Annotated in this window: 20 protein-coding genes, 1 tRNA gene and 1 riboswitch; of the genes, 14 read left to right on the top strand and 7 right to left on the bottom strand. The window is 69.8% G+C overall.

Translation table 11 applies throughout. The features are described from left to right. The first annotated feature begins 1 nt into the window (after position 1). The 5 genes from nadD (at position 2) to ACYVLP_RS20865 (ending at position 2520) form a co-directional block, all read left to right on the top strand. Positions 2-679, top strand: coding sequence for a nicotinate-nucleotide adenylyltransferase (gene nadD / locus ACYVLP_RS20885; protein WP_460629240.1), 678 nt, complete (start codon positions 2-4; stop codon positions 677-679). Then, entirely contained in the window at positions 676-1083 is a 408-nt protein-coding gene (gene rsfS, locus ACYVLP_RS20880) for a ribosome silencing factor (RefSeq protein WP_460629239.1), read from the top strand. The genes nadD and rsfS overlap by 4 nt, the downstream gene beginning before the upstream one ends. Next, positions 1080-1739 (top strand): histidine phosphatase family protein, encoded by a 660-nt coding sequence (locus tag ACYVLP_RS20875; RefSeq protein ID WP_460629238.1) that lies wholly within the window; start codon positions 1080-1082, stop codon positions 1737-1739. The genes rsfS and ACYVLP_RS20875 overlap by 4 nt, the downstream gene beginning before the upstream one ends. Positions 1740-1855: 116 nt before the next feature. Beyond that, positions 1856-1931 (top strand) — tRNA-Ala (locus tag ACYVLP_RS20870). Positions 1932-2196: 265 nt separating this feature from the next. Beyond that, on the top strand, positions 2197-2520 hold the full coding sequence (locus ACYVLP_RS20865; protein ID WP_460629237.1) for a 2TM domain-containing protein: 324 nt from the start codon (positions 2197-2199) through the stop codon (positions 2518-2520). A gap of 110 nt (positions 2521-2630) precedes the next feature. Here ACYVLP_RS20865 and ACYVLP_RS20860 read toward each other — a convergent pair whose 3' ends face one another. The 3 genes from ACYVLP_RS20860 to ACYVLP_RS20850 form a co-directional block, all read right to left on the bottom strand. Then, the gene (locus ACYVLP_RS20860; RefSeq protein ID WP_460629236.1) at positions 2631-3206 is read right to left on the bottom strand and encodes an HdeD family acid-resistance protein; all 576 of its coding nucleotides are present in this window, start codon (positions 3204-3206) and stop codon (positions 2631-2633) included. A gap of 139 nt (positions 3207-3345) precedes the next feature. Further along, on the bottom strand, positions 3346-5454 hold the full coding sequence (locus ACYVLP_RS20855) for a caspase family protein (RefSeq protein WP_460629235.1): 2109 nt from the start codon (positions 5452-5454) through the stop codon (positions 3346-3348). Between the two features lies 1 nt (position 5455). After that, positions 5456-7816 carry a CHAT domain-containing protein gene (locus ACYVLP_RS20850; RefSeq protein WP_460629234.1) on the bottom strand — a complete coding sequence of 787 codons (2361 nt, stop codon included), beginning with the start codon at positions 7814-7816 and terminating at the stop codon, positions 5456-5458. Positions 7817-7921: 105 nt separating this feature from the next. Further along, positions 7922-7985: riboswitch (guanidine-III (ykkC-III) riboswitch) on the top strand. A 10-nt stretch (positions 7986-7995) separates the two neighbouring features. Here ACYVLP_RS20850 and ACYVLP_RS20845 point away from each other — a divergent pair. From ACYVLP_RS20845 to ACYVLP_RS20825, 5 genes are all read left to right on the top strand, one after another. Then, a complete protein-coding gene (locus ACYVLP_RS20845) occupies positions 7996-8310 on the top strand; it encodes a DMT family transporter (RefSeq protein WP_460629233.1) in 315 nt (104 codons plus the stop codon). Then, the gene (locus ACYVLP_RS20840; RefSeq protein WP_460629578.1) at positions 8310-8663 is read left to right on the top strand and encodes a DMT family transporter; all 354 of its coding nucleotides are present in this window, start codon (positions 8310-8312) and stop codon (positions 8661-8663) included. The genes ACYVLP_RS20845 and ACYVLP_RS20840 overlap by 1 nt, the downstream gene beginning before the upstream one ends. Before the next feature lie 61 nt (positions 8664-8724). Further along, positions 8725-9108, top strand: a complete 384-nt coding sequence (locus ACYVLP_RS20835; RefSeq protein WP_460629577.1) for an ArsR/SmtB family transcription factor — start codon at positions 8725-8727, stop codon at positions 9106-9108. Next, positions 9105-9614, top strand: coding sequence for an SRPBCC family protein (locus ACYVLP_RS20830; protein ID WP_460629232.1), 510 nt, complete (start codon positions 9105-9107; stop codon positions 9612-9614). Before ACYVLP_RS20835 ends, ACYVLP_RS20830 begins: the two co-directional genes overlap by 4 nt. A 128-nt stretch (positions 9615-9742) precedes the next feature. Next, a complete protein-coding gene (locus tag ACYVLP_RS20825) occupies positions 9743-10354 on the top strand; it encodes a hypothetical protein (RefSeq protein ID WP_460629231.1) in 612 nt (203 codons plus the stop codon). A 42-nt stretch (positions 10355-10396) separates the two neighbouring features. On the opposite strand, the gene ACYVLP_RS20820 is transcribed toward ACYVLP_RS20825, so the two are convergent. After that, a complete protein-coding gene (locus tag ACYVLP_RS20820) occupies positions 10397-10771 on the bottom strand; it encodes a thioesterase family protein (protein WP_452268879.1) in 375 nt (124 codons plus the stop codon). 136 nt (positions 10772-10907) lie between these two features. Between ACYVLP_RS20820 and ACYVLP_RS20815 the strand changes: the two genes are divergently transcribed. After that, positions 10908-11555 (top strand): lysoplasmalogenase, encoded by a 648-nt coding sequence (locus ACYVLP_RS20815; RefSeq protein ID WP_460629230.1) that lies wholly within the window; start codon positions 10908-10910, stop codon positions 11553-11555. Between the two features lie 87 nt (positions 11556-11642). Here ACYVLP_RS20815 and ACYVLP_RS20810 read toward each other — a convergent pair whose 3' ends face one another. Then, positions 11643-12605 (bottom strand): hypothetical protein, encoded by a 963-nt coding sequence (locus tag ACYVLP_RS20810; RefSeq protein ID WP_460629229.1) that lies wholly within the window; start codon positions 12603-12605, stop codon positions 11643-11645. A 456-nt stretch (positions 12606-13061) separates the two neighbouring features. On the opposite strand from ACYVLP_RS20810, the gene ACYVLP_RS20805 reads away from it, so the two are divergent. The 3 genes from ACYVLP_RS20805 to plsY all read left to right on the top strand — a co-directional run bounded on the left by ACYVLP_RS20805 (position 13062) and on the right by plsY (position 17638). Then, on the top strand, positions 13062-16028 hold the full coding sequence (locus ACYVLP_RS20805; protein ID WP_460629228.1) for a leucine--tRNA ligase: 2967 nt from the start codon (positions 13062-13064) through the stop codon (positions 16026-16028). A 117-nt stretch (positions 16029-16145) separates the two neighbouring features. Further along, positions 16146-17033, top strand: coding sequence for a DegV family protein (locus ACYVLP_RS20800; protein WP_460629227.1), 888 nt, complete (start codon positions 16146-16148; stop codon positions 17031-17033). After that, entirely contained in the window at positions 17030-17638 is a 609-nt protein-coding gene (plsY, locus tag ACYVLP_RS20795) for a glycerol-3-phosphate 1-O-acyltransferase PlsY (protein ID WP_460629226.1), read from the top strand. Before ACYVLP_RS20800 ends, plsY begins: the two co-directional genes overlap by 4 nt. 126 nt (positions 17639-17764) lie before the next feature. Here plsY and ACYVLP_RS20790 read toward each other — a convergent pair whose 3' ends face one another. Together ACYVLP_RS20790 and ACYVLP_RS20785 are read right to left on the bottom strand one after the other, a co-directional pair. Next, a complete protein-coding gene (locus ACYVLP_RS20790) occupies positions 17765-19831 on the bottom strand; it encodes an efflux RND transporter periplasmic adaptor subunit (protein WP_460629225.1) in 2067 nt (688 codons plus the stop codon). Then, positions 19824-20804: a DUF5666 domain-containing protein gene (locus tag ACYVLP_RS20785; RefSeq protein WP_460629224.1), complete on the bottom strand. Its 981-nt coding sequence runs from the start codon at positions 20802-20804 to the stop codon at positions 19824-19826. The genes ACYVLP_RS20790 and ACYVLP_RS20785 overlap by 8 nt, the downstream gene beginning before the upstream one ends. Between the last annotated feature and the right edge of the window lie 23 nt (positions 20805-20827).

The following is a 20827-nucleotide window of genomic DNA, read 5'->3' as shown; positions in this document are numbered from 1 at the left end:
CATGCGCCTCGGCGTGATGGGTGGGACGTTCGACCCGATCCACCATGGCCACCTCGTCGCCGCCAGTGAGGTCCAGTCGCTCTTCGGCCTGGACGAGGTGGTCTTCGTCCCGACCGGCCAGCCCTGGCAGAAGGCCGAGCGCCGCGTCTCACCCGCCGAGGACCGCTACCTGATGACCGTCATCGCGACGGCCTCCAACCCGCGCTTCACCGTCAGCCGGGTCGACATCGACCGGCCGGGACTGACCTACACGATCGACACGCTGCGCGACATCAAGGCCGACCGCCCCGACGACGAGCTGTTCTTCATCACCGGCGCCGACGCGCTCGCCGAGATCCTGTCGTGGAAGGACGTCGAGCGGCTGTTCGAGCTCGCGCACTTCATCGGCGTCACCCGCCCGGGTCATGTCCTGTCCGACAAGGGCCTGCCCGAGGACCGCGTCACCCTCCAGGAGGTGCCGGCGATGGCGATCAGCTCGACCGACTGCCGCGCGCGGGTCGCCGACGGCGAGCCGGTCTGGTATCTCGTGCCCGACGGCGTCGTCCAGTACATCAACAAGTACCGCCTGTATGCCGCTGAGCCGGCCGAGGCGGGCAGCGTCCTGCACGACCCGTCGACCCGTCCGACGAGGACCACGCGGGCCGCGCTCGAGACCCATCTGTCCCAAGGAGACTCGTGACCGCTCCAGAACGTTCCCTCCAGCTGGCCAAGGCGGCGGCTGTCGCCGCCGACGAGAAGCTCGCCGAGAGGGTGATGGCCATCGATGTCAGCGACCAGATGCCGCTGACCGACGTGTTCGTCATCGCGTCGGCGCCGTCGGAGCGCCAGGTCGGGGCCATCGTCGACGAGGTCGAGGACCGCCTTCGTGAGCTCGGCAGCAAGCCGGTGCGGCGCGAAGGGGAGCGGGACGGCCGGTGGGTGCTGATGGACTTCGGCGACATCATCGTGCACGTGCAGCACGAGGAGGAGCGGCAGTACTACGCCCTGGAGCGCCTCTGGAAGGACTGCCCCGAGATCGACCTGTCGACGATCGACACGCCCGAGCGCCCCAGGTCGGAAGAGACCGAGGACGCCGAGGCGTGACCACCGGGCCCCACGCGCCGGGTCCGCGGCGGATCGTCATCATGCGGCACGCCGAGACGGTCGACAACGCGGCGCGCGTCTGGCAGGGGCACAAGGACACCGACCTGTCCGAGCGCGGGCGTGAACAGGTGCGCGAGGCCGCACCGCACCTCGCGGCATACGGCCCGGTGCTGCTGTTCTCCAGCGACCTGCGGCGCGCGGCCTCGACGGCTGACGCCATCGCCGAGCTGACCGGGCTTGACGTGCGCCTCGACGCACGCCTGCGGGAGGTGCACGTGGGGCAGTGGCAGGGGATGCATGCCGACCAGGTCAAGGAGCAGTACCCCGATCTCATCGCGGCGCTCGACCGAGGGGAGGACGTCCCCAAGGGCGTTACGGGGGAGACCCGCGCCGACGTGGCCGCACGGGTCGGCGCAGTGATGCGGGAGGTCGAGCGGGAGCTCCTGCCCGGCGAGACGGCGGTCGTGGTGGCCCACGGCGTCTCGGGCCGAGTGGCGGCGGCGGAGCTCGTCGGGATGTCGCAGGACCTGTCCGACCGGGTGCTCCGAGGGCTGGACAACTGTCACTGGGTGGAGCTCGTCGAGGCCGGGAAGAGCTTCTCCAACGAGAAGAGCTGGCGGATCGCCGGCTGGAACCTCGGCCCCTGGCGGAGCTGAGCTGACGCCGGCCGGAGCGCCTCCGGGGCGCCTGTGGCGGCGCCCGATCCGATTTGGGATCGAGCCGGACGACCCGCTATTGTTACGCAGTCGCTTCACCGAGGTGACACCCGTACGGGGCTGTGGCGCAGCTGGTAGCGCACCTCCATGGCATGGAGGGGGTCAGGGGTTCGAGTCCCCTCAGCTCCACCAGATGCAAGAAGGGCCGGACATGCTTTTTCGTCCGGCCCTTCTTGCTTCTAGGGATATGTATGGGGGACTCGGGAGGAGCGAGGCACGAGCGACGGCTCCCCTCAGCTCCACCAGATGCACGTAGGGCCGGACATGCTTTTTCGTCCGGCCCTTTCGGCATCTCGAGACGTGTCTAGGCAGGCCATTGCGCGACTGGGCCGCGGGACGTTCGCCTCTGGCGCCGCGATCGCTGCTCCGCGATGGTCGGACCAGGAGGTGCACGTCAATGGACAACGAGACGAACATCGAGCGCGTCGACGCGACGGTCGATCGCACGGGAGCACAGGGCGAGGACGGTTTGCGGGCACAGGCCATCGAGACGCTGAAGAAGAAGGCGGACTTCCGCGTGCACCTGCTGGTGTATGCGCTCGTCAACGGCATGATCGTCGCGATCTGGATGATGACCGGGAGCGGCTTCTTCTGGCCGATCTTCCCGATCGCCGGCTGGGGCGTCGGACTGGTGATGCATGCCTGGGATGTCTTCATGACGAGGCCCCCGACCGAGATCGAGGTCACTCGCGAGATGGACCGGCTGCGCGACCGCACCTGACCACGGCGGAAGCCGGGTGGACGGCGATGGGCCGGACGAGTCACGTCCGGCCCATCCTTGGGTTCCGCCACCGGTGCGCGCCTCAGGCGGCCACGCTCAAGCGGCCACGCTCAGGCGGTCGCTGCGGGCGGGGGAGTCGTTGCCGGGCTCGCGAGCTCAGCGGTCTCTGCGTGGTAGCGGCCCATGATGAGCAGCGTCACGCCCTCGATGAGTGCCTCGATGCCGACGAGAACCCCGAGCAGCGTCAGCGTCGCGGCCCAGATGTTGAACAGGACGATGAGGCCAAGGATGGTCGAGACGACGCCACCGATGATGAGCACGACGCGGTCCTCCTTGTTCGATGCCGACACGACGAGGCGGACGATGCCCGAGACGAGGAAGAGCGCACCGGCCATGAGAGTCAGGGACAGCGCCGCGACCGACGGGTTGCGCACCATGAACAGGCCGAGCACGAACATCAGCGCACCGGAGAGGGCAATGAGCCAGAATTGGCCGCCCTCACGGTGGAAGAACGAGGCGACGAACGCCACGATCCCCGACAGCAGCAGCATCCATCCGATGAACAGCACCGAGACGGCGGTCGCGATCACCGAGTGTGCGAGCACGATGACGCCGGCGAGCAGAAGCAGGATGCCAAGCACGATGTCCCACCCGGTGCGCTTGCGGGCGAGGAACACTTCAGACATGAGTTGTCCTTTCGACGTCGACCACAGGTCGACCACGGACGCCCGTGGCACCTCCATCGTCGTCACACCCGTCACTTTTGGGATCATCCGATTCAGGTGAGACAGACGACGCAGGCCCACGTATGCCGCTCGGGCCGGCTCAGCGCGGACGTGACGTGACGACGAACACCGAGTCGGTGCGCCAGTCCGCGACGGCCGCCGACGACGTGCTGGGACCGAGCCGGCGGGTCCGCGTGCCATCGAGGGCACGGTCGAGGTTGGACGCCTCGTCCAGGGACCGGTCGCCGTGACCGCCTGCTGAAAGGGCATCGGCGCCGCGGGTCGTCGTCGCCGGCGTGGTCGCCGGTGATGGGACGGCGGTGACGTCGAGCTCGGCCTGCTCGAGGGACCTGGGGTCGAACTCGATCGTGCCGGTCACCACCATGAGCTGGTCGCGCAGTGACACCGTCCCGGCCTGCCAGAGCTCGTCCGACACCTGGCCGACGAGGTCGACGCTGGTGGCCTCGCCGGGCCCCAGGGCGACCGACCCAGCCGGGAACGCGTCGGTGAAGATGCCGTAGGTCTCCGTCAGGTCGAGCAGCGCGGCCCAGAGGGGCTCGGGGGTCGTGTTGACGAGGCCCACGGTGAACTGCGGAGCGGTGTCACCGGCATAGGAGATGGTGACGGTGCCGCCTGCCCCGACCGCGCCCGAGGGTGTCTCGATGGTCAGCTGCACGGCCCCGGCGGGCAGCCGGGTGCCCGCGTTCGACAGTCCGGAGAGCCGCAGCCAGCGGGCCACGTGTTCGAGCGCGGCGATGGTCCGCTGCTCGCGGCCCTCGCCGGCCACGACGGGGACGAGCGGTCGAGTGACTCCGGGCCGCGTGATGACGAAGCCGCTGGGGGTCGCCTCGACGACCAGGTCGGCGACCTCGGTGCTGGTGCCCGAGGCAAGGTCGACGAGGGTCTCGTCGGCGTTGTCGGCCGCGGCGCGCAGGGCGGCAGTGCCCGCGTCGTCGCCGACGACGCAGACCGTCATGGGTCGCAGCGGGATCGACGTGACCACGGCGCGGTACACGAAACCGGGGTCGAGGTCCGGTGCGAGGGCCACGAGGCTGCGGTCGGGCAGGACCTTGGTCACCCGGGCGGTGGCGAGTGGAGAACCCGAGGTCGCCCCGGTCAGCGGGTACACGGCGAGCTCGGTTGTGTCGTCGCCGATCGGCTCCGGGACGCCATGGACGGCGCCCGAGTCGATGGACCAGCCGTCCGGCATACGGCTCAGGGTCAGGGGCCGCGGCGTCGCTGGGATCGCGCCGCCGAGGAACGGACGGTCGAGCTCGGTGGCGTCGGCCGACTCGAGCTGCGGGTGCTGGTCGGAGACGCGGCCCAGGACTTCGGAGGTCACCATCCGCAGGACATCCCGGTACGACGGCCGCCCGTCGCCGCCGAGCAGCGCCGTCTCGAGCGCCGCCGACAGTGCGCCCCGCTGGCGCCCGAGCACAGTCACTTCCTTGGCCCGCTCCGAGGACCGGCACGCCGCCAGCAGCACGTGACGGGCGATGGGCAGCGACCAGCGCGGGGCAGCATCCCAGCGCGAGGTCGAGGCCGCTGCTGCCGTCGGTCCCGTGGGTGCCATGTATGCCGTGGATGCCGTGGATGCCGTTGGTCCGGTGGGTGCCGTCGATGCCACCGGTGCCGTCGTTGCCGTCGCTGCCGTCGATGCCGTGGCCGCGAGCCCGGCTACGCCGTCGAGGAACGTCGTCACGGGACGAGGCCTCGGGTCGACCGGAGCGAGCCGTACGACCTCGTCGGCATCGCGCGTCCCACCACCGGAGTGGCAGCAGTCGAGCACGACGAGCACGTGGCAGCCGGAGGCCGCCACCCCGCCGACGAGAATGGCGAGCTCCTTGTCGGCAAGGTCCCAGCAGCCCGGCTGGCGGCTGTCGAAGCACACGATCGTCTCGTTGCGGTGGTCGGGCTCGATGGGCCACAGCTCCTCGGGCGTGGCCTGCTGGGAGCCGTGCCCGCTGTAGTAGAACAGCGCGACGTCCTCGGCGCTCGCGCGGCCGAGGTGCTCGGTGAAGTGCCGGGTGACCGCGCTCCGGGTGGCCTCGGCGTCGGTCAGAGTGAGCAGGTCGAGGTCGTCCGCGCCGACCCGCTGCCGCAGCACGTCGGCGAAGACCACGACGTCGTTGACGCATCCCTGCAGCTGCGGCACGGGTGACGGGTAGGCGTCGATGCCGACGAGGAGGGCGTAAAGGCGACCAGGCATGTCACGAGGCGTCCGACAGCATGGCGGTCTGCCAGGTGCCGGGACGGTTCTGGTTGTCGGAGGACCGGTCGGGGTTGCTGCTGAGCATCGACCGAAGCGCCCAGGAGTGGGGGAGTGGGAACGCGTCGCTGATGTTGAAGTTGACCCCGAGGACGGTCCCCCGCGAGGGTGCCAGGTCTCGGCCGATCGAGGTCCACGGCACCTTTGCCTCGAGCTCGTACCCGTCGGAGGTGTTTCGCCGGGCGACGGTGATCTCGGGATGGGCCTTGCCCTTGACGAAGACGAGCACGCCGCCCCGACCTGTGCCCACGGGGTTGATCGCGGCTGCGGCGCCACGGTCGTCGTTGTCGAGCAGACCGATGATGACGTGGAAGTCGCGGCCCGGACGCAGGGGCGCGCTGCTCTTGAGCTTGCTCGGGTCGGGACCGATCTCGAACGACACCCCGTCTCCCTGGAACCATGCCGACGCCGGAGTCTGCACCGGCCGAATGTTGTCGTCGGTGACGACGAAGTGCACGTAGAGGCCGTCGGCGTCCCAGAGCGCCTGCCACTGGCCGCGCAGGCCGGGCTGGCGGTCAGGCGACGGTGTGATGGTCGCGGTGATGTCGTGGAACGGGATGGACCGCCAGTCGTCGAAGGACCCGTCGATCGTCGGCGCGACCGGGGCGCAGCCGATGGTGAAGTCCGAGCCGGCCGTGCTGCCGAGCTGCTCCGACGATCCGCACGCGACGGAGACGAGGGGGCTCTTCTGCAGCAGGCTGGGCAGGAACCGCCAGGCGGCCAGCGCGGCGACGATGACGGCGAGGAGCAGGAGCGGCCGCACCAGCTTGCGGAAGCGGAAGCGGTGATCCGCCGGCTCCTCTGCCGAAGGAGTGGGCTCCTCTCTTCGGGACGGGCCCTCCGGGTGCGGCGGTTGCCGGCCCGTGAGCGGGAGGGCGATGGTCGGCGGCGCTCCGCCGCTGCCCGCGGCCAGGCTTTCCCCGTCCGGGACTGTGGTCGCTCCGACGTCATGAGTCCCGGACGGCCCGCCGCCGGTGGCCGAGGGCAGGTCCGGACCCGGCGCCCGTTCTGGACCGCCTTCGACGGTCGGCCGGACCCGCTCGATGAGCTCGGTGACGTCCTGGTAGTCCGGTCGCTCGGCCGCGATCTGCTCGAGCATCGGCAAGGCGGTGCCGGGCGCCTGCGCCGCCAGCGCCCCCTGGGCGGCGTCGTAGAGCGACTCGAGCCGAGACTCCGTGCGGCCGGTCGATGCGACCGCCTTCGCGGTGACGTTGAACGGCTGGTCGGCGCCGGACCTGAGCAGGACGGCGGTGCCCCATTCGGATGCCTCGTCGGACACGGCCATGGCCTTGCGGACCTCGCAGATGGCGGCGTCGATGCCGAGCCCACGGGACAGGAAGTAGTAGAACTCGTGGCTGAAGACGAGGGCGGCCCGGTCGGAGATCTCGGTCTGCATGGCCACCACCGCGGGCAGGCCCTGGCGCACGAGCGCCTGTCCGACGCCCGAGAAGGCATCGCGACCCGAGGTGCGAGCACCCTCGCAGGCGTTGAGAACGGCCAGCTGGAGGTCGCGCGCGTCGTGCAGCAGGGTGCCGAGGCGTGCGCCGCTGACCCGGTGGGCGGTGCCGTCCTCGCGCTCGAGGACGAGCACCCCTTCCTGGGCCTGCTGGTCGAACCCGCCGTGACCGATGAAGTGAAAGACGTGGTAGTCGTCGAGAAGGGCTCGTTGGAGCGAGGTGAGGGTCGCGTCCTCGAGCACGACGATCTCGAGCTGCCCGGCCTTGACCAGGTCACCTGTCGTCGCGCGCAGCAGCTGCTCCTCCCGCTCGACCGCGAGCTCGGGCATGTCGCTCGGGCTTGAGATCATCACCAGGACGCGCATCGGTGGCTCGACCTCGACGGCCGGAGGCCGGTCGGCAGAGTCGATGAGCCGCACGACCGGCGTTTCCTGCGACAGCGTGAGGAAGCGGTCGAGGCGCGTGTCGTAGAGGTACTCCCAGGGCACCGGGTCGAGGTCGGGCACCGCGTCGAGGCGAAGGCGCAGCCGCAGGTCCTTTCCCTGGCTCGTCGCCGTCGTCAGGCTCTCCCGGAAGGCCCTGGCCACCTCGCCGGCGAGCAGCGCGTCGCCGAGCCTGCGGCCATAGTCCTTGACGTCGACCACCCTCGCCTCGGCAGGCACGAGCCGGCGCGAGGAGACCCTCGGCGGCCCGACGGCATTCATGAACTGCGCGAGCTCGACGAGCGAGAAGGGGAGCGTGAAGGGCGCGGAGACCTGGCCGGCGGGCGACGCGACGACGCGTGCGGCATACCCCTGGCCCTCGCGGGTGACGGCGAGGTCGAAGTCGAGATAGTCACGGCTCATGGCAATCCTCGGTCTGCAGGAACCGCACCTGCACTCGACAGTACGCTCGGCCGCATCGGGTGATACACGATTTCTGCCGGACACGCCCGATTGGTACGATCGAGATGAGCACGCAGCAGTGCGTGCGCGGACGAGGGAGCCGTACCCGCCCAGCGACAAGACGGCCGGAACGGTTTGCCATGTTCTGGCTTGTGCTTGTCGTCTCCGGAGCGCTGGAGGCCGTGTGGGCCACCGCGCTCGCCGCGTCTGACGGCTTCCGCCGTCCTCGAGCGACGGCTTTGTTCGCCGTGTCGCTGCTGTTCAGCATGGTCGGCCTCGCCTGGGCGATGACCGGGCTGCCCGGCGGGACGGCATACGCCGTCTGGGTGGGCATCGGTGCCGTCGGCACCGTCCTGCTCGCAGTGGCCCGCGGCCAGGAGCGGCTCGGTGCCGCCCGCGCTGTGCTGCTCGTGCTGCTCGTGGCGTGCGTCGCCGGACTCAAGGCGGTGGCATGATGCCGTGGCTCGTCCTGATCGCGAGTGCCGTTCTCGAGGCAGTGTGGGCGTCCGCGCTCGCGGCCTCCGACGGGTTGTCCGTGCTCGTGCCGAGCGTGGTGTTCTTCGTCGCCGGGACCCTGAGCATGGTGGGCCTGGCCCGCGCGACGCGCTCGATCCCCATCGGCACCGCGTATGCCGTGTGGACAGGTGTTGGGGCAGCGCTCACCGTGGGCTGGGCGATGGCCTTCGGCGGCGAGGCGTTCTCCTGGGCGAAGGCGCTGCTGCTCGCCGGAATCGTCGCAGCGGTCATCGGCCTCAAGGTCGTGGGGCACGGGACGCGGACCGACGATCTTCCTCAACCAAACGGTTGACAAAGATGGAAGGCGAGTTCTAAAGTCGTTGTCAACCAATTGGTTGACGACGAAGGAGCGCATCGTGACCGACGACCGACTGTCGCGAGTGTTCGGTGCACTCGCCGACCCGACCCGCCGCGACATGGTCGCGCGCCTGACGGACGGCGACGCGACCGTCGGGCAGCTCGCCGAGCCGTACGGCATGACGGTTCAGGCCGTCTCGAAGCACCTCAAGGTGCTCGAGGAGGCCGGCCTGGTCACCCGCACCCGCGAGGCGCAACGCCGACCGGTCCATCTGGAGGCGGAGGTGTTCGACCTCATGACCAAGTGGATCGAGCGCTACCGCCGGCAGGCCCAGGAGCGGTTCACCCGCCTCGACGCCGTTCTCGCCGAGCTGCAGGACTCGGACACGGAACGCGCACAGAGCACCTCACACCGCACATCACAAGGAGAAGCATCATGACCATCCAGACCTACCCGCAGGGCACCCACGAGACGACCATCGAGGCCGACCCCAACGTGCCGACCGTCAAGATCGTCCGCGACTTCGACGCCAGTCCGGACACCGTGTTCACCGCCCTCACCGACCCCGACCTCGTCGCTCGCTGGCTGGGGCCCAAGGACACCCCGATGAACCTCAAGCAGTGGGAAGCGACGACCGGTGGCAGGTACCGCTACGACGCCGTCCGTGGCGGCGAGGTCATTGCGAGCTTCTACGGCTCGTTCCACGAGGTCCGGCGTCCGCAGCGGATCGTCCAGACCTTCACCTGGGAGGGCATGCCGGACGGCGTGAGTCTCGACTGCACGACCCTCGAGGACCTCGGCGACGGCCGCACCCGCGTTGTCGTCCTGTCGGTCGTCGACTCGTTCGAGATCCGCGACGCCATTCTCGCGAGCGGGATGGAGTCAGGGGTGCTCGCCGGATACGAGGAGCTCGACGCGATCTTCGCGGAGCAGGCCGAGGGCTGATCCGCTGCCGGGCCGACGAGGGATCCGGCGACCGAACCGGTCGCCGGACCCTCGACGGTTTCGGAGTCCACGCTCGGACCATCGACGTTCGCCGGGTCGAACCCATCGGCCCTCACTAGGCTCCCGGCATGGGTTCCTGGTGGCTCGAGGCGCTCGGCTGGGTCGGGTCCGCGGTGCTGGTCTGGTCGCTGCTGCAGACGCAGCTGCGGCGGCTGCGCGTGATCAACCTCGTCGGCTGCGTCATCCTCATCGTCTACAACGGCATCAACCACGTCTGGCCGATGGTCGGGCTCAACATCGTGCTCGGTGCGATCAACATCTGGTTCCTGGCACAGATGTCCCGCGAGCGCCACGACGCAGCGAAGTTCACGGTGCTCGAGGTCGAGGGTGACGACACCTACCTGCGTCACGTGCTGCGCCGACACGAGGCGGACATCCGCGAGACGCACCCCGAGTTCGTGCACGACCCGTTCACGGGCGACCCGGCGTTCCTCGTCCTCAAGGGCGACGAGACGGTCGGCGTCGTCGTCATGCGCGACGCAGGCGCTGCCACCGCACAACTGCTCGTCGACTGGGTTACCCCGCGCCACCGTGACCTCACGCCGGGGGAGTTCGTCTTCGGTCCCGACGGGCCGTTCCGGCGACGCGGCTACCATCGCGTCGTCATGCCGCCGGGGATGGTGGAGCCGTACTACGAGGCGCTGGGGTTCCGCCGCGAGGGTGACGCCTACGTGCTCTGATGTCGCCTGAGAGTGCTGTGGCGGTGGTGCGGCGCCGTGGGCTCAGACGAGCCGCTGGCACCTGGCCATGAAGCGGTCGGGGTCGACGACCGCCCGGTGCACCTCACCGCGGGCGACCTCCTCGCCGTCGACGTCCTTGACCGTGACGTGACAGACCAGGCGACGGCCGTCGTTGATCGGCTCGGCACAGAGCACCACGACCTCGGAGCCGACCGCGCTGCCCCGGATGTGCTCCATCTTGACCATGGTCCCGACCGTCGTGTGGTCCGCGTCGATGCTCTGCTTGCACACCTGGAACGCAGCGTTCTCGCACCACGTGATGAGGCGCGGGGTGGCCAGAACCTCGAGGTCACCGCTTCCGATCGAGGCTGACGTGTCGTCGGCGGTGACCGTGTGGTGGAACTTGCGCATCGGCATTGGACGAGTCTGACAGAGAACTCTGTACGTGCCGATCTCGTCTCCACTGGCGAGTCAGCGCGAGCCACGGACCCGGCTGGGAATCGGTCTGCGTGTCCCGCTGTGCACGGCCGCGCGCTGCTGCGAGTCTGGCCAGGTGACCACGCACCTGTGGGTCCTCGGCGTCGCGCTCGGCGTGACCGCCGTGATCAACTGGGGCTCGGTGCTTCGGGGCGACTACATCGTCGAGCGGATCACCAAGCCGCTGTTCGTGCTGCTCCTCATGGGCGTGGCATGGTCGCTGTACTGGGAAGGGCGGGTTCCCGGGTCTCCGACCCTTCTGCCCGTCATTGTCGCCCTCGCGTTCAGCCTCGTCGGAGACATCGCCCTGCTCAACGCGACGGAGGTCCGGTTCCTCGTCGGGGTCGGCGCGTTCCTGCTCACCCATGTCGCGTACGCCTGGGCCATCCTCGAGACACCGAGGGCGGCTGGATTTCCTTGGTGGTTCCTCGGAGCCGTGCCCGCCGTGCTGGTCGCCCACCAGCTCGTCGGCCGGGACATCGTGCGCCACGCCGGGCACAACCGGGGTCCGGTCTTCATCTACCAGCTGGTTCTCACGGCGCTGGTGCTCGTCGCCGCATGGAAAGGCGATCCGGTCGTGGTCATCGGCTGCGCCCTGTTCATGCTCTCGGACTCGATCCTCGGGCATGACCGGTTCGTGCACGAGCGCCGCTGGGCGCCGCTCGCCGTCATCGTCACGTACCACCTGGCTCAGGTGCTCATCGTCGTCGGGCTCTTCCGCTGACCGGCCCATACCGCCCCACCCCGTCGAGTGGCCGCGTCGTCGCGTCACCCGGGCCGGGGTATGCCGTCGAGTGGCCGCGTCGTCACGTCATCCAAGCCGGAGAGCTCTTGAGCGCCCTTGCATCTGGCGCTGGATCGCCAGATCCATGGCGTGGCTTGAGAAGAACCGGGGCTCAACCCTCGCCAGGTTGAGGTCGCCGATGTCGACATGGAGCAACTTCGCGAACCGGATCAGCGTCGTGCGCCGAGCGCCCGCACCGTTCAGATCGTCATTCCAGATCTCTTCCACCTTCCAGCCGTCGTCCCGCAGCCCGGTCGCTCGCCGGTGGTCGCGCCGCCGGCGCGCGACTCCAGAATGGAAGAGTCGTCCCTGGTACTCCCCGACGACCTTGACCGGCTGCCCATTACGGTCTTCCAGCTCCCAGACCAGATCACCCACACCAAGGAGTAGGTCAGGGTCCCACGAGGCGAAGATGGGTTCATTGAGCTTGGGCTCAGGCAACCCGCCCCGCGTAAGGACGAGGCGTGCGACGGACTCACGGGCAGAGGCAGATCCAACTCGGATCTCGCCATAAGCCTCGAGCAGGGTTCGCTTGCCGCGGGGGCGGACTCGCGAAAGAACACTTGTCAGGAGTGGTTGCCGGCTGCCGAGCCTGGTAGCACAGGCGTCCCCGAGGACGACCAGGTCGTCCAGTCCCACGGGCTTGCCGCTGCCTACGAGCTCTCCTAGGTCCGTCCAGGTATCGGCCAGGCCGACCACGGGTAGCCCGCCCACCATGACAACAGCTCGTGGATGGAGGGCGCGGTGCCCGACAAATCCGGAGATGCGAACTCGGTTCTTGGTGATCGGCCGAAGGACATGAAGCCGATCGTCGTCCGCCATCGCATACGAGATCGGCAGGTCCAAGAGGCGCGCAGCCGTGACATGAGAGAACGCGCTTCCGTCAGGCACAACCGATAGCGCCGCATGACAGGCGACGTGAAGGTCGTGTCGTGCCGCCGCTGCGAGGTGATCGATGACCCAGTGATCCGTCGACTGTGTTGAGAGCATGAGATGACCGTGGCCCCGCTGGATGTTCGGGGGTGATGCGGCGAGAGTTCTGTGGATAACGCGTGGGCGGCTGCCGGGGATGTTGAGCCGCGGCCGTGACCGCGGGGCCGCTCGACGGGGATTTGGGGCTGCCACGCGGTGTTGAGGGCGGGCCACTCGACGGGGATTGGGGCTGCCAGGGGGTGTGGCTTACCAGGCCACTCGACGGCATACCCCGGCTTGGTGTCGCGACCATGGGGCCACTCGACGGGGGTGGGGTGTGGCTACGGGGCCACTCGTCGGGATTGATCCGGGAGCCCTGCGCTAACCTTGGGCACATGGCTGGTCTGCTGCTCCTTCCGCAGCCGCGTTGACCAAAGCCGGGTTCCCGGCATCAACGCGGCTCCCCCTCCTGCGCGAGGGGTTTTCTTTTGCCCGAAGCACGCGATCACCCACGATGCGACGAAAGAGATCGACATGAGCGAGCAGACCCAGAGCGAGCAGACGCGCGGGAGCCGGGACGAGACCCCGTTCCGCTACACCGCGCAGCTGGCGCAGACCATCGAGAACGACTGGCAGGACCGCTGGGAGGAGGACGGGACGTTCAACGCGCCCAACCCCGCCGGTCCGTGGGCCGAGCCCGAGAAGGTCGCGCGCCTCGGCGAGAAGCTGATCGTCCTCGACATGTTCCCGTACCCCTCTGGTGCCGGACTGCACGTGGGACACCCGCTCGGGTACATCGCCACGGACGTCTACAGCCGGTACCACCGAATGCTGGGCAAGAACGTCCTGCACGCCCTGGGGTACGACGCGTTCGGCCTGCCGGCGGAGCAGTTTGCGGTCCAGACGGGCCAGCACCCTCGGAAGACGACCGAGGAGAACATGACGGTCATGAAGCGCCAGCTGCGGCGTCTCGGCCTCGGCTTCGACAACAGGCGCAGCTTCGCGACGATCGACGAGGACTACTACCGCTGGACGCAGTGGATCTTCCTGCAGATCTGGGATGCCTGGTACGACACCGAAGCGGTCCGTGCCGACGGCGGTCGCGGCAAGGCGCGCCCGATCTCGGAGCTGGTCGAGGAGTTCGAGTCCGGCCGGCGGACCGTGCTGAGCCAGGACGGCCGGGGGTGGGGTGAGCTCGGCTCGACCGAGCAGGCCAAGGTGCTGGACGGCTTCCGCCTGGCCTACCAGTCCGAGGCGCCGGTGAACTGGTGCCCAGGCCTCGGCACCGTGCTGTCCAACGAGGAGGTCACCAACGAGGGCCGCTCCGAGCGCGGCAACTTCCCGGTGTTCCGGCGCAACCTCTCGCAGTGGATGATGCGGATCACCGCGTATGCCGACCGGCTGGCCGACGACCTTGATGGGGTCGACTGGCCCGAGAAGGTCAAGCTGATGCAGCGCAACTGGATCGGCCGGTCCCAGGGTGCCCGGGTGACGTTCCCGGTCGAGACCGCCAGCGGGGAGACCGCGGGCATCGACGTCTTCACGACCCGCCCCGACACGATCTTCGGTGCGACGTTCATGGTCGTCGCGCCCGAGCACCCGATCGTGGACTCCCTGGTTCCTCAGGGCGACTGGCCCGACGGCTCGAAGGACTCCTGGAAGGGCGCCGACGGCGACGCGGGCGCGACCCCGAAGGCGGCGGTGGCGGCATACCAGCTGGCTGCCTCGCGCAAGGGCGACGTCGAGCGGCAGACGGAGGGACGCGACAAGACCGGCGTCTTCACCGGCTCGTGGGCGACGAACCCCGTTACGGGAGAGCGGATCCCGGTCTTCGTGGCCGACTATGTCCTGATGGGCTACGGCACCGGCGCGATCATGGCTGTGCCCGGGCAGGACGTCCGCGACTGGGAGTTCGCCGAGAAGTTCGATGTCCCGATCGTTCGCACGGTCCAGCCGGATGAGGGCCACCCGGACGACGAGCCCTTCCTGGGCGACGGGGTCGCGATCAACTCCGCCAACGACCGCGTCTCCCTCGACGGGCTCCATGTCGCGGATGCCAAGGCGCGCATCATCGCGTATCTCGAGGACGCCGGCATCGGCCATGGCACGGTGAACTACCGCATCCGGGACTGGCTCTTCAGCCGTCAGCGGTACTGGGGTGAGCCGTTCCCGGTCATGTTCGACGACGACGGGATCGGGTATGCCGTCCCGGACGACCAGCTGCCGCTGGCCTTGCCGGACGTGCCCGACTATTCGCCGAAGACGTTCGACCCCGACGACGCGACAAGCTCGCCGGAGCCGCCGCTGTCCCGGGTGCCCGAGTGGGTGAACGTCCAGGTCGACCTGGGCGACGGCCGCGGCCCGCGCCACTTCCGCCGCGAGACCAACACCATGCCGAACTGGGCCGGCTCGTGCTGGTACTACCTGCGCTACCTCGACCCGGCCAACCACGACGCGTTCGTCGACCCGGAGAACGAGCGGTACTGGCTGGCCCGCCACGGCACGCCCGTCGCCGGGGCGCCCGACGGCACGGTCGACCCCGGAGGCGTCGACCTCTACATCGGCGGCGTCGAGCACGCGGTCCTGCACCTGCTGTACGCCCGCTTCTGGCACAAGGTGCTGTTCGACCTCGGCCACGTCGCGAGCGAGGAGCCTTTCCGGAAGTACTTCTCACAGGGGTACATCCAGGCCTACGCCTTCACCGACAGCCGCGGGCAGTATGTCCCGGCCGCAGAGGTGCAGGAGCAGGCGGGCAGCCACGGCGACGAGGCGACGTTCGTCTGGAACGGCCAGCAGGTCAACCGTGAGTACGGCAAGATCGGCAAGTCCCTGAAGAACTCCGTGAGCCCGGACGAGATGTACGACGCCTACGGCGCCGACACCTTCCGCGTCTACGAGATGTCGATGGGACCGCTGGAGCTGAGCAAGCCGTGGGAGATCCGTGCCGTCGTCGGCAGCCAGCGCTTCCTGCAGCGACTGTGGCGCAACGTCGTCGACGAGGAGACGGGCGCGGTGCGAGTCGCCGATGTCGAGCCGGACCAGGCACTGACCACCCAGCTGCACCGCACCATCGCGGGTGTCCGTGAGGACTATGACGGGCTGCGGTTCAACACCGCCATCGCCAAGCTCATCGAGCTGAACAACGCCGTCACGAAGCTGGACGTCCCCCCGCGGGAGGTCGTCGAGGCGCTCGTGCTCATGATCGCCCCCATCGCTCCGCACATCGCGGAGGAGATGTGGCGGCGGCTCGGTCACGAGGGGGGCATCACCTATGCCGCTTTCCCGGTCAGCGACGCCACGAAGATCGTCGAAGAGCTCGTCACCTGCGTGGTGCAGATCAAGGGCAAGGTGCGCGACCGGATCGAGGTCGCCCCTGACATCACCGAGGACGAGCTGCGCGAGCTCGTGCTCGCGCGGGACAAGGTCCGCGCGGCGACCGAGAACGGCGTGCGCACGGTCATCGTGCGCGCACCGAAGCTGGCCAACGTCGTTCCGGCCTGAGCACCGACGGGCCGCGAACCACGCGCCACGGCTCGTCCCGTGGGAAGGTGCGTTCGTGGCCTGTCGACCTCTGGCGGGTCCTGCATCATCGACGTCCACCGGCGGAAGGAGCGAAAGATGACCATCCGGATCGTCACGGACTCGACGGCATACCTGCCCGATGAGATCGTGCGCAAGCACGGCATCGAGGTCGTGCCGCTGCACGTCATCGTCGGCGGGCGGGACCACATCGAGGGCCGCGACATCTCGGCCGCCGAGGTGGCCGCGGCCCTGCGCGAGTACACCATCGTCACGACGTCACGGCCGACCCCGCAGGTGTTCGCAGAGACCTACGCGCGGCTTGCAGACGAGGGCGCGACCCAGATCGTGTCGATCCACCTGTCGTCACAGATGTCGGGCACGGTGGAGGCAGCACGCCTCGCCGCTGCCGAGTCGCGGGTGCCGGTTGAGGTGATCGACAGCGAAACCATAGGAATGGCAATGGGATTCGCGGTTGTCACCGCAGCTGAGTCCGCGGGTGGCGGTGCAGACGTCAAGGCTGTCGTCGACTCCGCGTGGGCCCGCCTTTCGCCCTCCGGGGTGTTGTTCTACGTCGACACTCTCGAGCACCTGCGTCGCGGCGGCCGGATCGGAGCGGCGTCGGCGCTGCTCGGGTCGGCACTCGCCATCAAGCCGATCCTCGCGGTGCGAGGCGGGCGAATCGTGCCGGTCGAGAAGGTGCGCACCTCCGCCCGGGCGGTCGCGCGGATCGAGGCGATGGTCGTGGACCACGTCAGGACCGGCGCAAAGGTCGTCGACATCGCCGTCCACCATCTCGACGCCGCGGAGCGGGCCGACCAGATCGCAGCCGACCTGCGCACCATGGTGCCCGGATCTCCGAAGGTGTTCGTCGTCGAGCTCGGCGCCGTCGTCGGAGCGCATGTCGGCCCGGGCACGGTCGCCATTGCCGTCGCTCCCCATCCGTGCGAGCCCCTTCCCGGTGCATCGGAGGTCACCGGGTCGTGACGACGGGCACACTGCTCGGCTGGGTCGCTGCGGTTGTTGTCGCCTTCCTCATCGGCTCGGTCAACCCTGCCACGATGATCGCCAAGGTCCTCGGGAAGGACCTCGCGGCGTCCGGTTCAGGCAACCCCGGAGCGACCAACGCGGGGCGGGTGCTCGGGCGCAAGTGGGGTGTGCTCGTCGGCGTTCTCGACGTGCTCAAGGGCTTCGTGCCGACCTTCGCTGCCGCGCAGTGGTTCGGCCCACACGTCGCGTATGCCGTCGGCATCGCGGCCGTGCTAGGGCACGTCTGGTCCCCCTTCCTTCGCGGGCGCGGTGGAAAGGGCGTCGCGACGACGCTGGGCGCGATCCTCGGCGCGGCCCCGTGGGTGGCGCTCGTAGTCCTCGTCGTGTTCGCCGCCAGCGTGGCTCTCACCCGCTGGGTGGCGGCCGGCTCGATCTTCGGCGCTCTGTCGATCATCGTCGTGGCCGTGCTCGTGTGGACCGGTCACGCACCGGGTGACGTCTGGACGGGTGTCTGGCTCACGGCGGTCGCGGCGCTGATCATGTGGCGACACAAGAACAACGTCATCGGCTGGTGGCGCCAGCGGCACCTTCCCGACGCCTGACCGGACCCTGCGCCGCGAAGGACTGCTCGACCGCGCACCCCAGCACGAACGCGGCGTTCGGTCGCGAACACGCTGTCAGCACAGTGAGCTCGGCATCGAACGCCGCCTTCGGTGCGTCGGGGTGGGCTATCCGTTGCGGACGGTGCCTGCGCCGCCCGCCCCGTTGCGGACGGTGCCTGCGCCGCCCGCCCCGTTGCGGACGAAGCCGCCGCCACCGAGTCCACGCAGACCGGTGTTGTTCGTCGGGATGGCCGCCGAGACGTCGGCGATGACGACGACATCGCCCTGACTCAGGCCCGAGAGCACCTGGGCATAGCCTCCGCCGACAGCGCCGAGGACGACGTTGCGGGTCTCCGGCGTTCCGTTGACGATGACGCTGACGGTCCCCGAGCCGCCCGTTCGGCCACCCACCGCCGACACTGGAACGCGAAGTGTGTTCGCGCTGCCGCCGACGTCGACGGAGACCGTTGCCGAGGAGCCTGACGCGAGCGCGACCGACGGGTTCGGCACGACGACCTTGGCGGGGTAGGTCGGCGTTGAGCCGCTCGAGCTCGAGGCCGGCAGCAGGTCGACGGACGTCACCGAGCCGTCCTCCTGCCTGGTCCCGCCCGCAGCCGTGATCGTGGCCTTGAGCCCTGCGGTCACGAGCTTCACGTCCGCGAGCGGGACGTTGACGATGACCTGGGCCGCGCCGTCGCCGACGATCACGACGCCCTGGGACGAGGTCGCGGTCTGCCCGTGGACGAACGGGACCGAGGCGACGACACCGCTGATCGGCGCCTTGAGCGTCGCGCCGTCCAGGTCGGCCTGTGCCTGGTCGACGGAGGCCTGGGCCTCGAGGATCGTCACCCGGTCGGAGGCGATCCGGCTGCTCTGGCTCTGCGCCGAGCCGGCGCCCGACCCACCGGCACCGCCCGAGCCGCCCGAGCCGCCCGAGCCGGATCCGCCAGAGGGTCCGTTCCCGGCCGGTGAGCCCGACCCTCCGGTGCCGCCGTCACTCCCGCTACCGCCGGTACCGCCGGTGCTGCTGTTCGAGGACTGTGACGACGGACCGGACCCACCCTGGGCCGCCTGGGAGGCCGCCGCCGCCGCGGCCGCCGCGGCCACCTGCTGAGCCAGGTGGGTGACGCTGCCGGCCAGCTTGGTCAACTCGGCCGTCGCGGCCTGCTGAGCGTTCGCAACGGTACGGAGCGCAGCCGCACAGGTGGCCAGCTCGGCCTCCGAGGGGCCGGCCTGGGTCGTGCCGGTCGGTGCCGGCGTGCTCACAGTCGGGTCGGGGGTGTTCGTCGGCGTCTCGGTCGGTGGCTCGCTCGGCGCCGTGGTTGGCGAGCCGGCCGGCGGTGTCGGAGAAGCCGTCGACGAGCTGGTGCCGCTCGGCGTGGGGGCGCCGGTGGTCGTCGGGCTAGCCGAACCGGTCGGCTGGGGAGTGCCGGTCAGCGAGAACAAGGCCGGCCGTGCATTGCCGCGGCTGGGCGGGCCCGAGGTGCCCCTGCCCGTGCCGGTGTCGCCGAGGACAGGTGCGCAGGCCGTCTGCTGCTCAGCCATCGCCGTGTCGACCTTGCGCTGCGCCTGCCGGAGCCCGCTCAGGTCGATCGAGGTCCCGGAGCCACCGGCGGACGGGCGCGAGGTGGACCCGTGTGATCCAGACGGGGTGGACGTGGAACTGCCGCCGGGCGCGGAGGAGGTCCGCCCCGAGGACTGCTTGCCCGTCGAGGTCTTCGCACCCGAGCTCGACCCGCTGGGCGAGGAGCCGGAGCCGCCGGACCCCGATGAGGAGGACGCGGACGAGGATGTGGAGGAGGACGTGGAGGTCGAGCTCTCGTCAGCCTCGAGGCTCGCCTCGGCCTGGGCCAGGGTCGCCTCTGCGTCGAGGAGGGTCGCGCGCAGCGCGGTCGGGTCCATGGAAGCCAGGACGTCCCCGGCCTTGACCCGCTGACCGACCTGGACGGACACGGAGCTGACCGTGCCACTGGCGGGGAACGTCGCCGTCACCTGGTCGAGGCGGCTCACGGACCCGGTCAGGGTGAGGACGGAGTCGACCGGTCCGGTCGTGACGCGTACGGTGCGGTACTGACCGGTCTCGTCCGACGTCTGACCCAGCGCGACGGCATACCCGCTCGCCAGCACCAGCACGGCGGCGGCCGAGCCACCGACGACGAACCAGCGGCGGCGAGGCGTGCGACGGTCAGGCATTGGGAGTTCCCGTCGGGGTGGCACCCGGCCTGCCCCCGCCGCCACCGAGGCGGAACCCGGTCGTACACGACCCGTCGACCGGCTGGCTCAGCTGGATCGTGGTCGCCGTGACGGCCCCCGTGTCGTCAGCCTTCCCGAATGCGGTGAGGCACACGCCGACCTTCACCGCAGATGCGCTTGCCTTGCCAGCGGTCGTGAATGTCGTCGACGCCGCATAGGTGACGGTGACCGGGGACGTCGCGGCGCTCGTCGTGCCGTTCTGGTCTCGCCGCGCGATCGGCTGGACCGTGAACGAACCACCGTCGACGGCGGCCACCTTGCCTGTCGCACCGCGGAACTGGGCCCCGAAACCGTTGGCACCACCGGTGGGTGCCCCTGAACCTTGCGGCCGCGCCGTCGGCTGGGGTGCGCCGCTGCCGTTCCCGAAGCCACCGCCCCCAGGGCCTGCGCCGCCGGGGCCACCGAACCCACCGCCACCGGCCAGGCCGGTCGTCTCGCAGGTGCCGTTGGTCGCGGGGAAGATCTCGACCGTCGCTGCGGCCACCGTGGTGCCACCGGCCGAGCTGGCGCTCGGGGTGCTCGTGGGGGTCGATCCAGCTGTCCCGGCCGGTCGTGCGGGTCGGGCCGACACGCAGTCACCCACCCGCAGGCTCGAGGCGGTGGTCGCAGTCTGCGCGGTGAACTTGGTGCTCTTGGTCCACGTCACGGCGGTCTGCGACTGGGTGCTCTGCACCTGGGCCGTGTTGCCCGTGACGTCCGCGACGAGCCCCGACGTACCGGGGAAGCCGCGGCCGCCGCCGAACTGGCCCTGCCCGCCGCCGGCGCCGCCCTGGGCGCTGCCCTGGGCCGGCGCGGTGGCAGCGCCGGCGGGTGGAGTGGCACCGCTGCCACAGGCGGCCAGGGCGAGCACTGAGGCGAGCGTGGCGGCGGCGGCCAGGACGGTTCGGGTGCGTCGGTCGACGGAGTGGGTCATCTCAGTGCTCACTTCTGGTCAGG

It is taken from the genome of Intrasporangium mesophilum (genome assembly GCF_054783095.1).
This window is presented reverse-complemented; position numbering and strand designations above follow the sequence as displayed.

Coding starts and splice junctions, on each gene's coding strand:
- nadD (WP_460629240.1), top strand. CDS start 2: ATGCGCCTCGGCGTGATGGGTGGGACGTTCGACCCGATCCACCATGGC.
- ACYVLP_RS20865 (WP_460629237.1), top strand. CDS start 2,197: ATGGACAACGAGACGAACATCGAGCGCGTCGACGCGACGGTCGATCGC.
- ACYVLP_RS20860 (WP_460629236.1), bottom strand. CDS start 3,206: ATGTCTGAAGTGTTCCTCGCCCGCAAGCGCACCGGGTGGGACATCGTG.
- ACYVLP_RS20855 (WP_460629235.1), bottom strand. CDS start 5,454: ATGCCTGGTCGCCTTTACGCCCTCCTCGTCGGCATCGACGCCTACCCG.
- ACYVLP_RS20850 (WP_460629234.1), bottom strand. CDS start 7,816: ATGAGCCGTGACTATCTCGACTTCGACCTCGCCGTCACCCGCGAGGGC.
- ACYVLP_RS20845 (WP_460629233.1), top strand. CDS start 7,996: ATGTTCTGGCTTGTGCTTGTCGTCTCCGGAGCGCTGGAGGCCGTGTGG.
- ACYVLP_RS20840 (WP_460629578.1), top strand. CDS start 8,310: ATGCCGTGGCTCGTCCTGATCGCGAGTGCCGTTCTCGAGGCAGTGTGG.
- ACYVLP_RS20830 (WP_460629232.1), top strand. CDS start 9,105: ATGACCATCCAGACCTACCCGCAGGGCACCCACGAGACGACCATCGAG.
- ACYVLP_RS20825 (WP_460629231.1), top strand. CDS start 9,743: ATGGGTTCCTGGTGGCTCGAGGCGCTCGGCTGGGTCGGGTCCGCGGTG.
- ACYVLP_RS20820 (WP_452268879.1), bottom strand. CDS start 10,771: ATGCCGATGCGCAAGTTCCACCACACGGTCACCGCCGACGACACGTCA.
- ACYVLP_RS20810 (WP_460629229.1), bottom strand. CDS start 12,605: ATGCTCTCAACACAGTCGACGGATCACTGGGTCATCGATCACCTCGCA.
- ACYVLP_RS20805 (WP_460629228.1), top strand. CDS start 13,062: ATGAGCGAGCAGACCCAGAGCGAGCAGACGCGCGGGAGCCGGGACGAG.
- ACYVLP_RS20800 (WP_460629227.1), top strand. CDS start 16,146: ATGACCATCCGGATCGTCACGGACTCGACGGCATACCTGCCCGATGAG.
- ACYVLP_RS20790 (WP_460629225.1), bottom strand. CDS start 19,831: ATGCCTGACCGTCGCACGCCTCGCCGCCGCTGGTTCGTCGTCGGTGGC.
- ACYVLP_RS20785 (WP_460629224.1), bottom strand. CDS start 20,804: ATGACCCACTCCGTCGACCGACGCACCCGAACCGTCCTGGCCGCCGCC.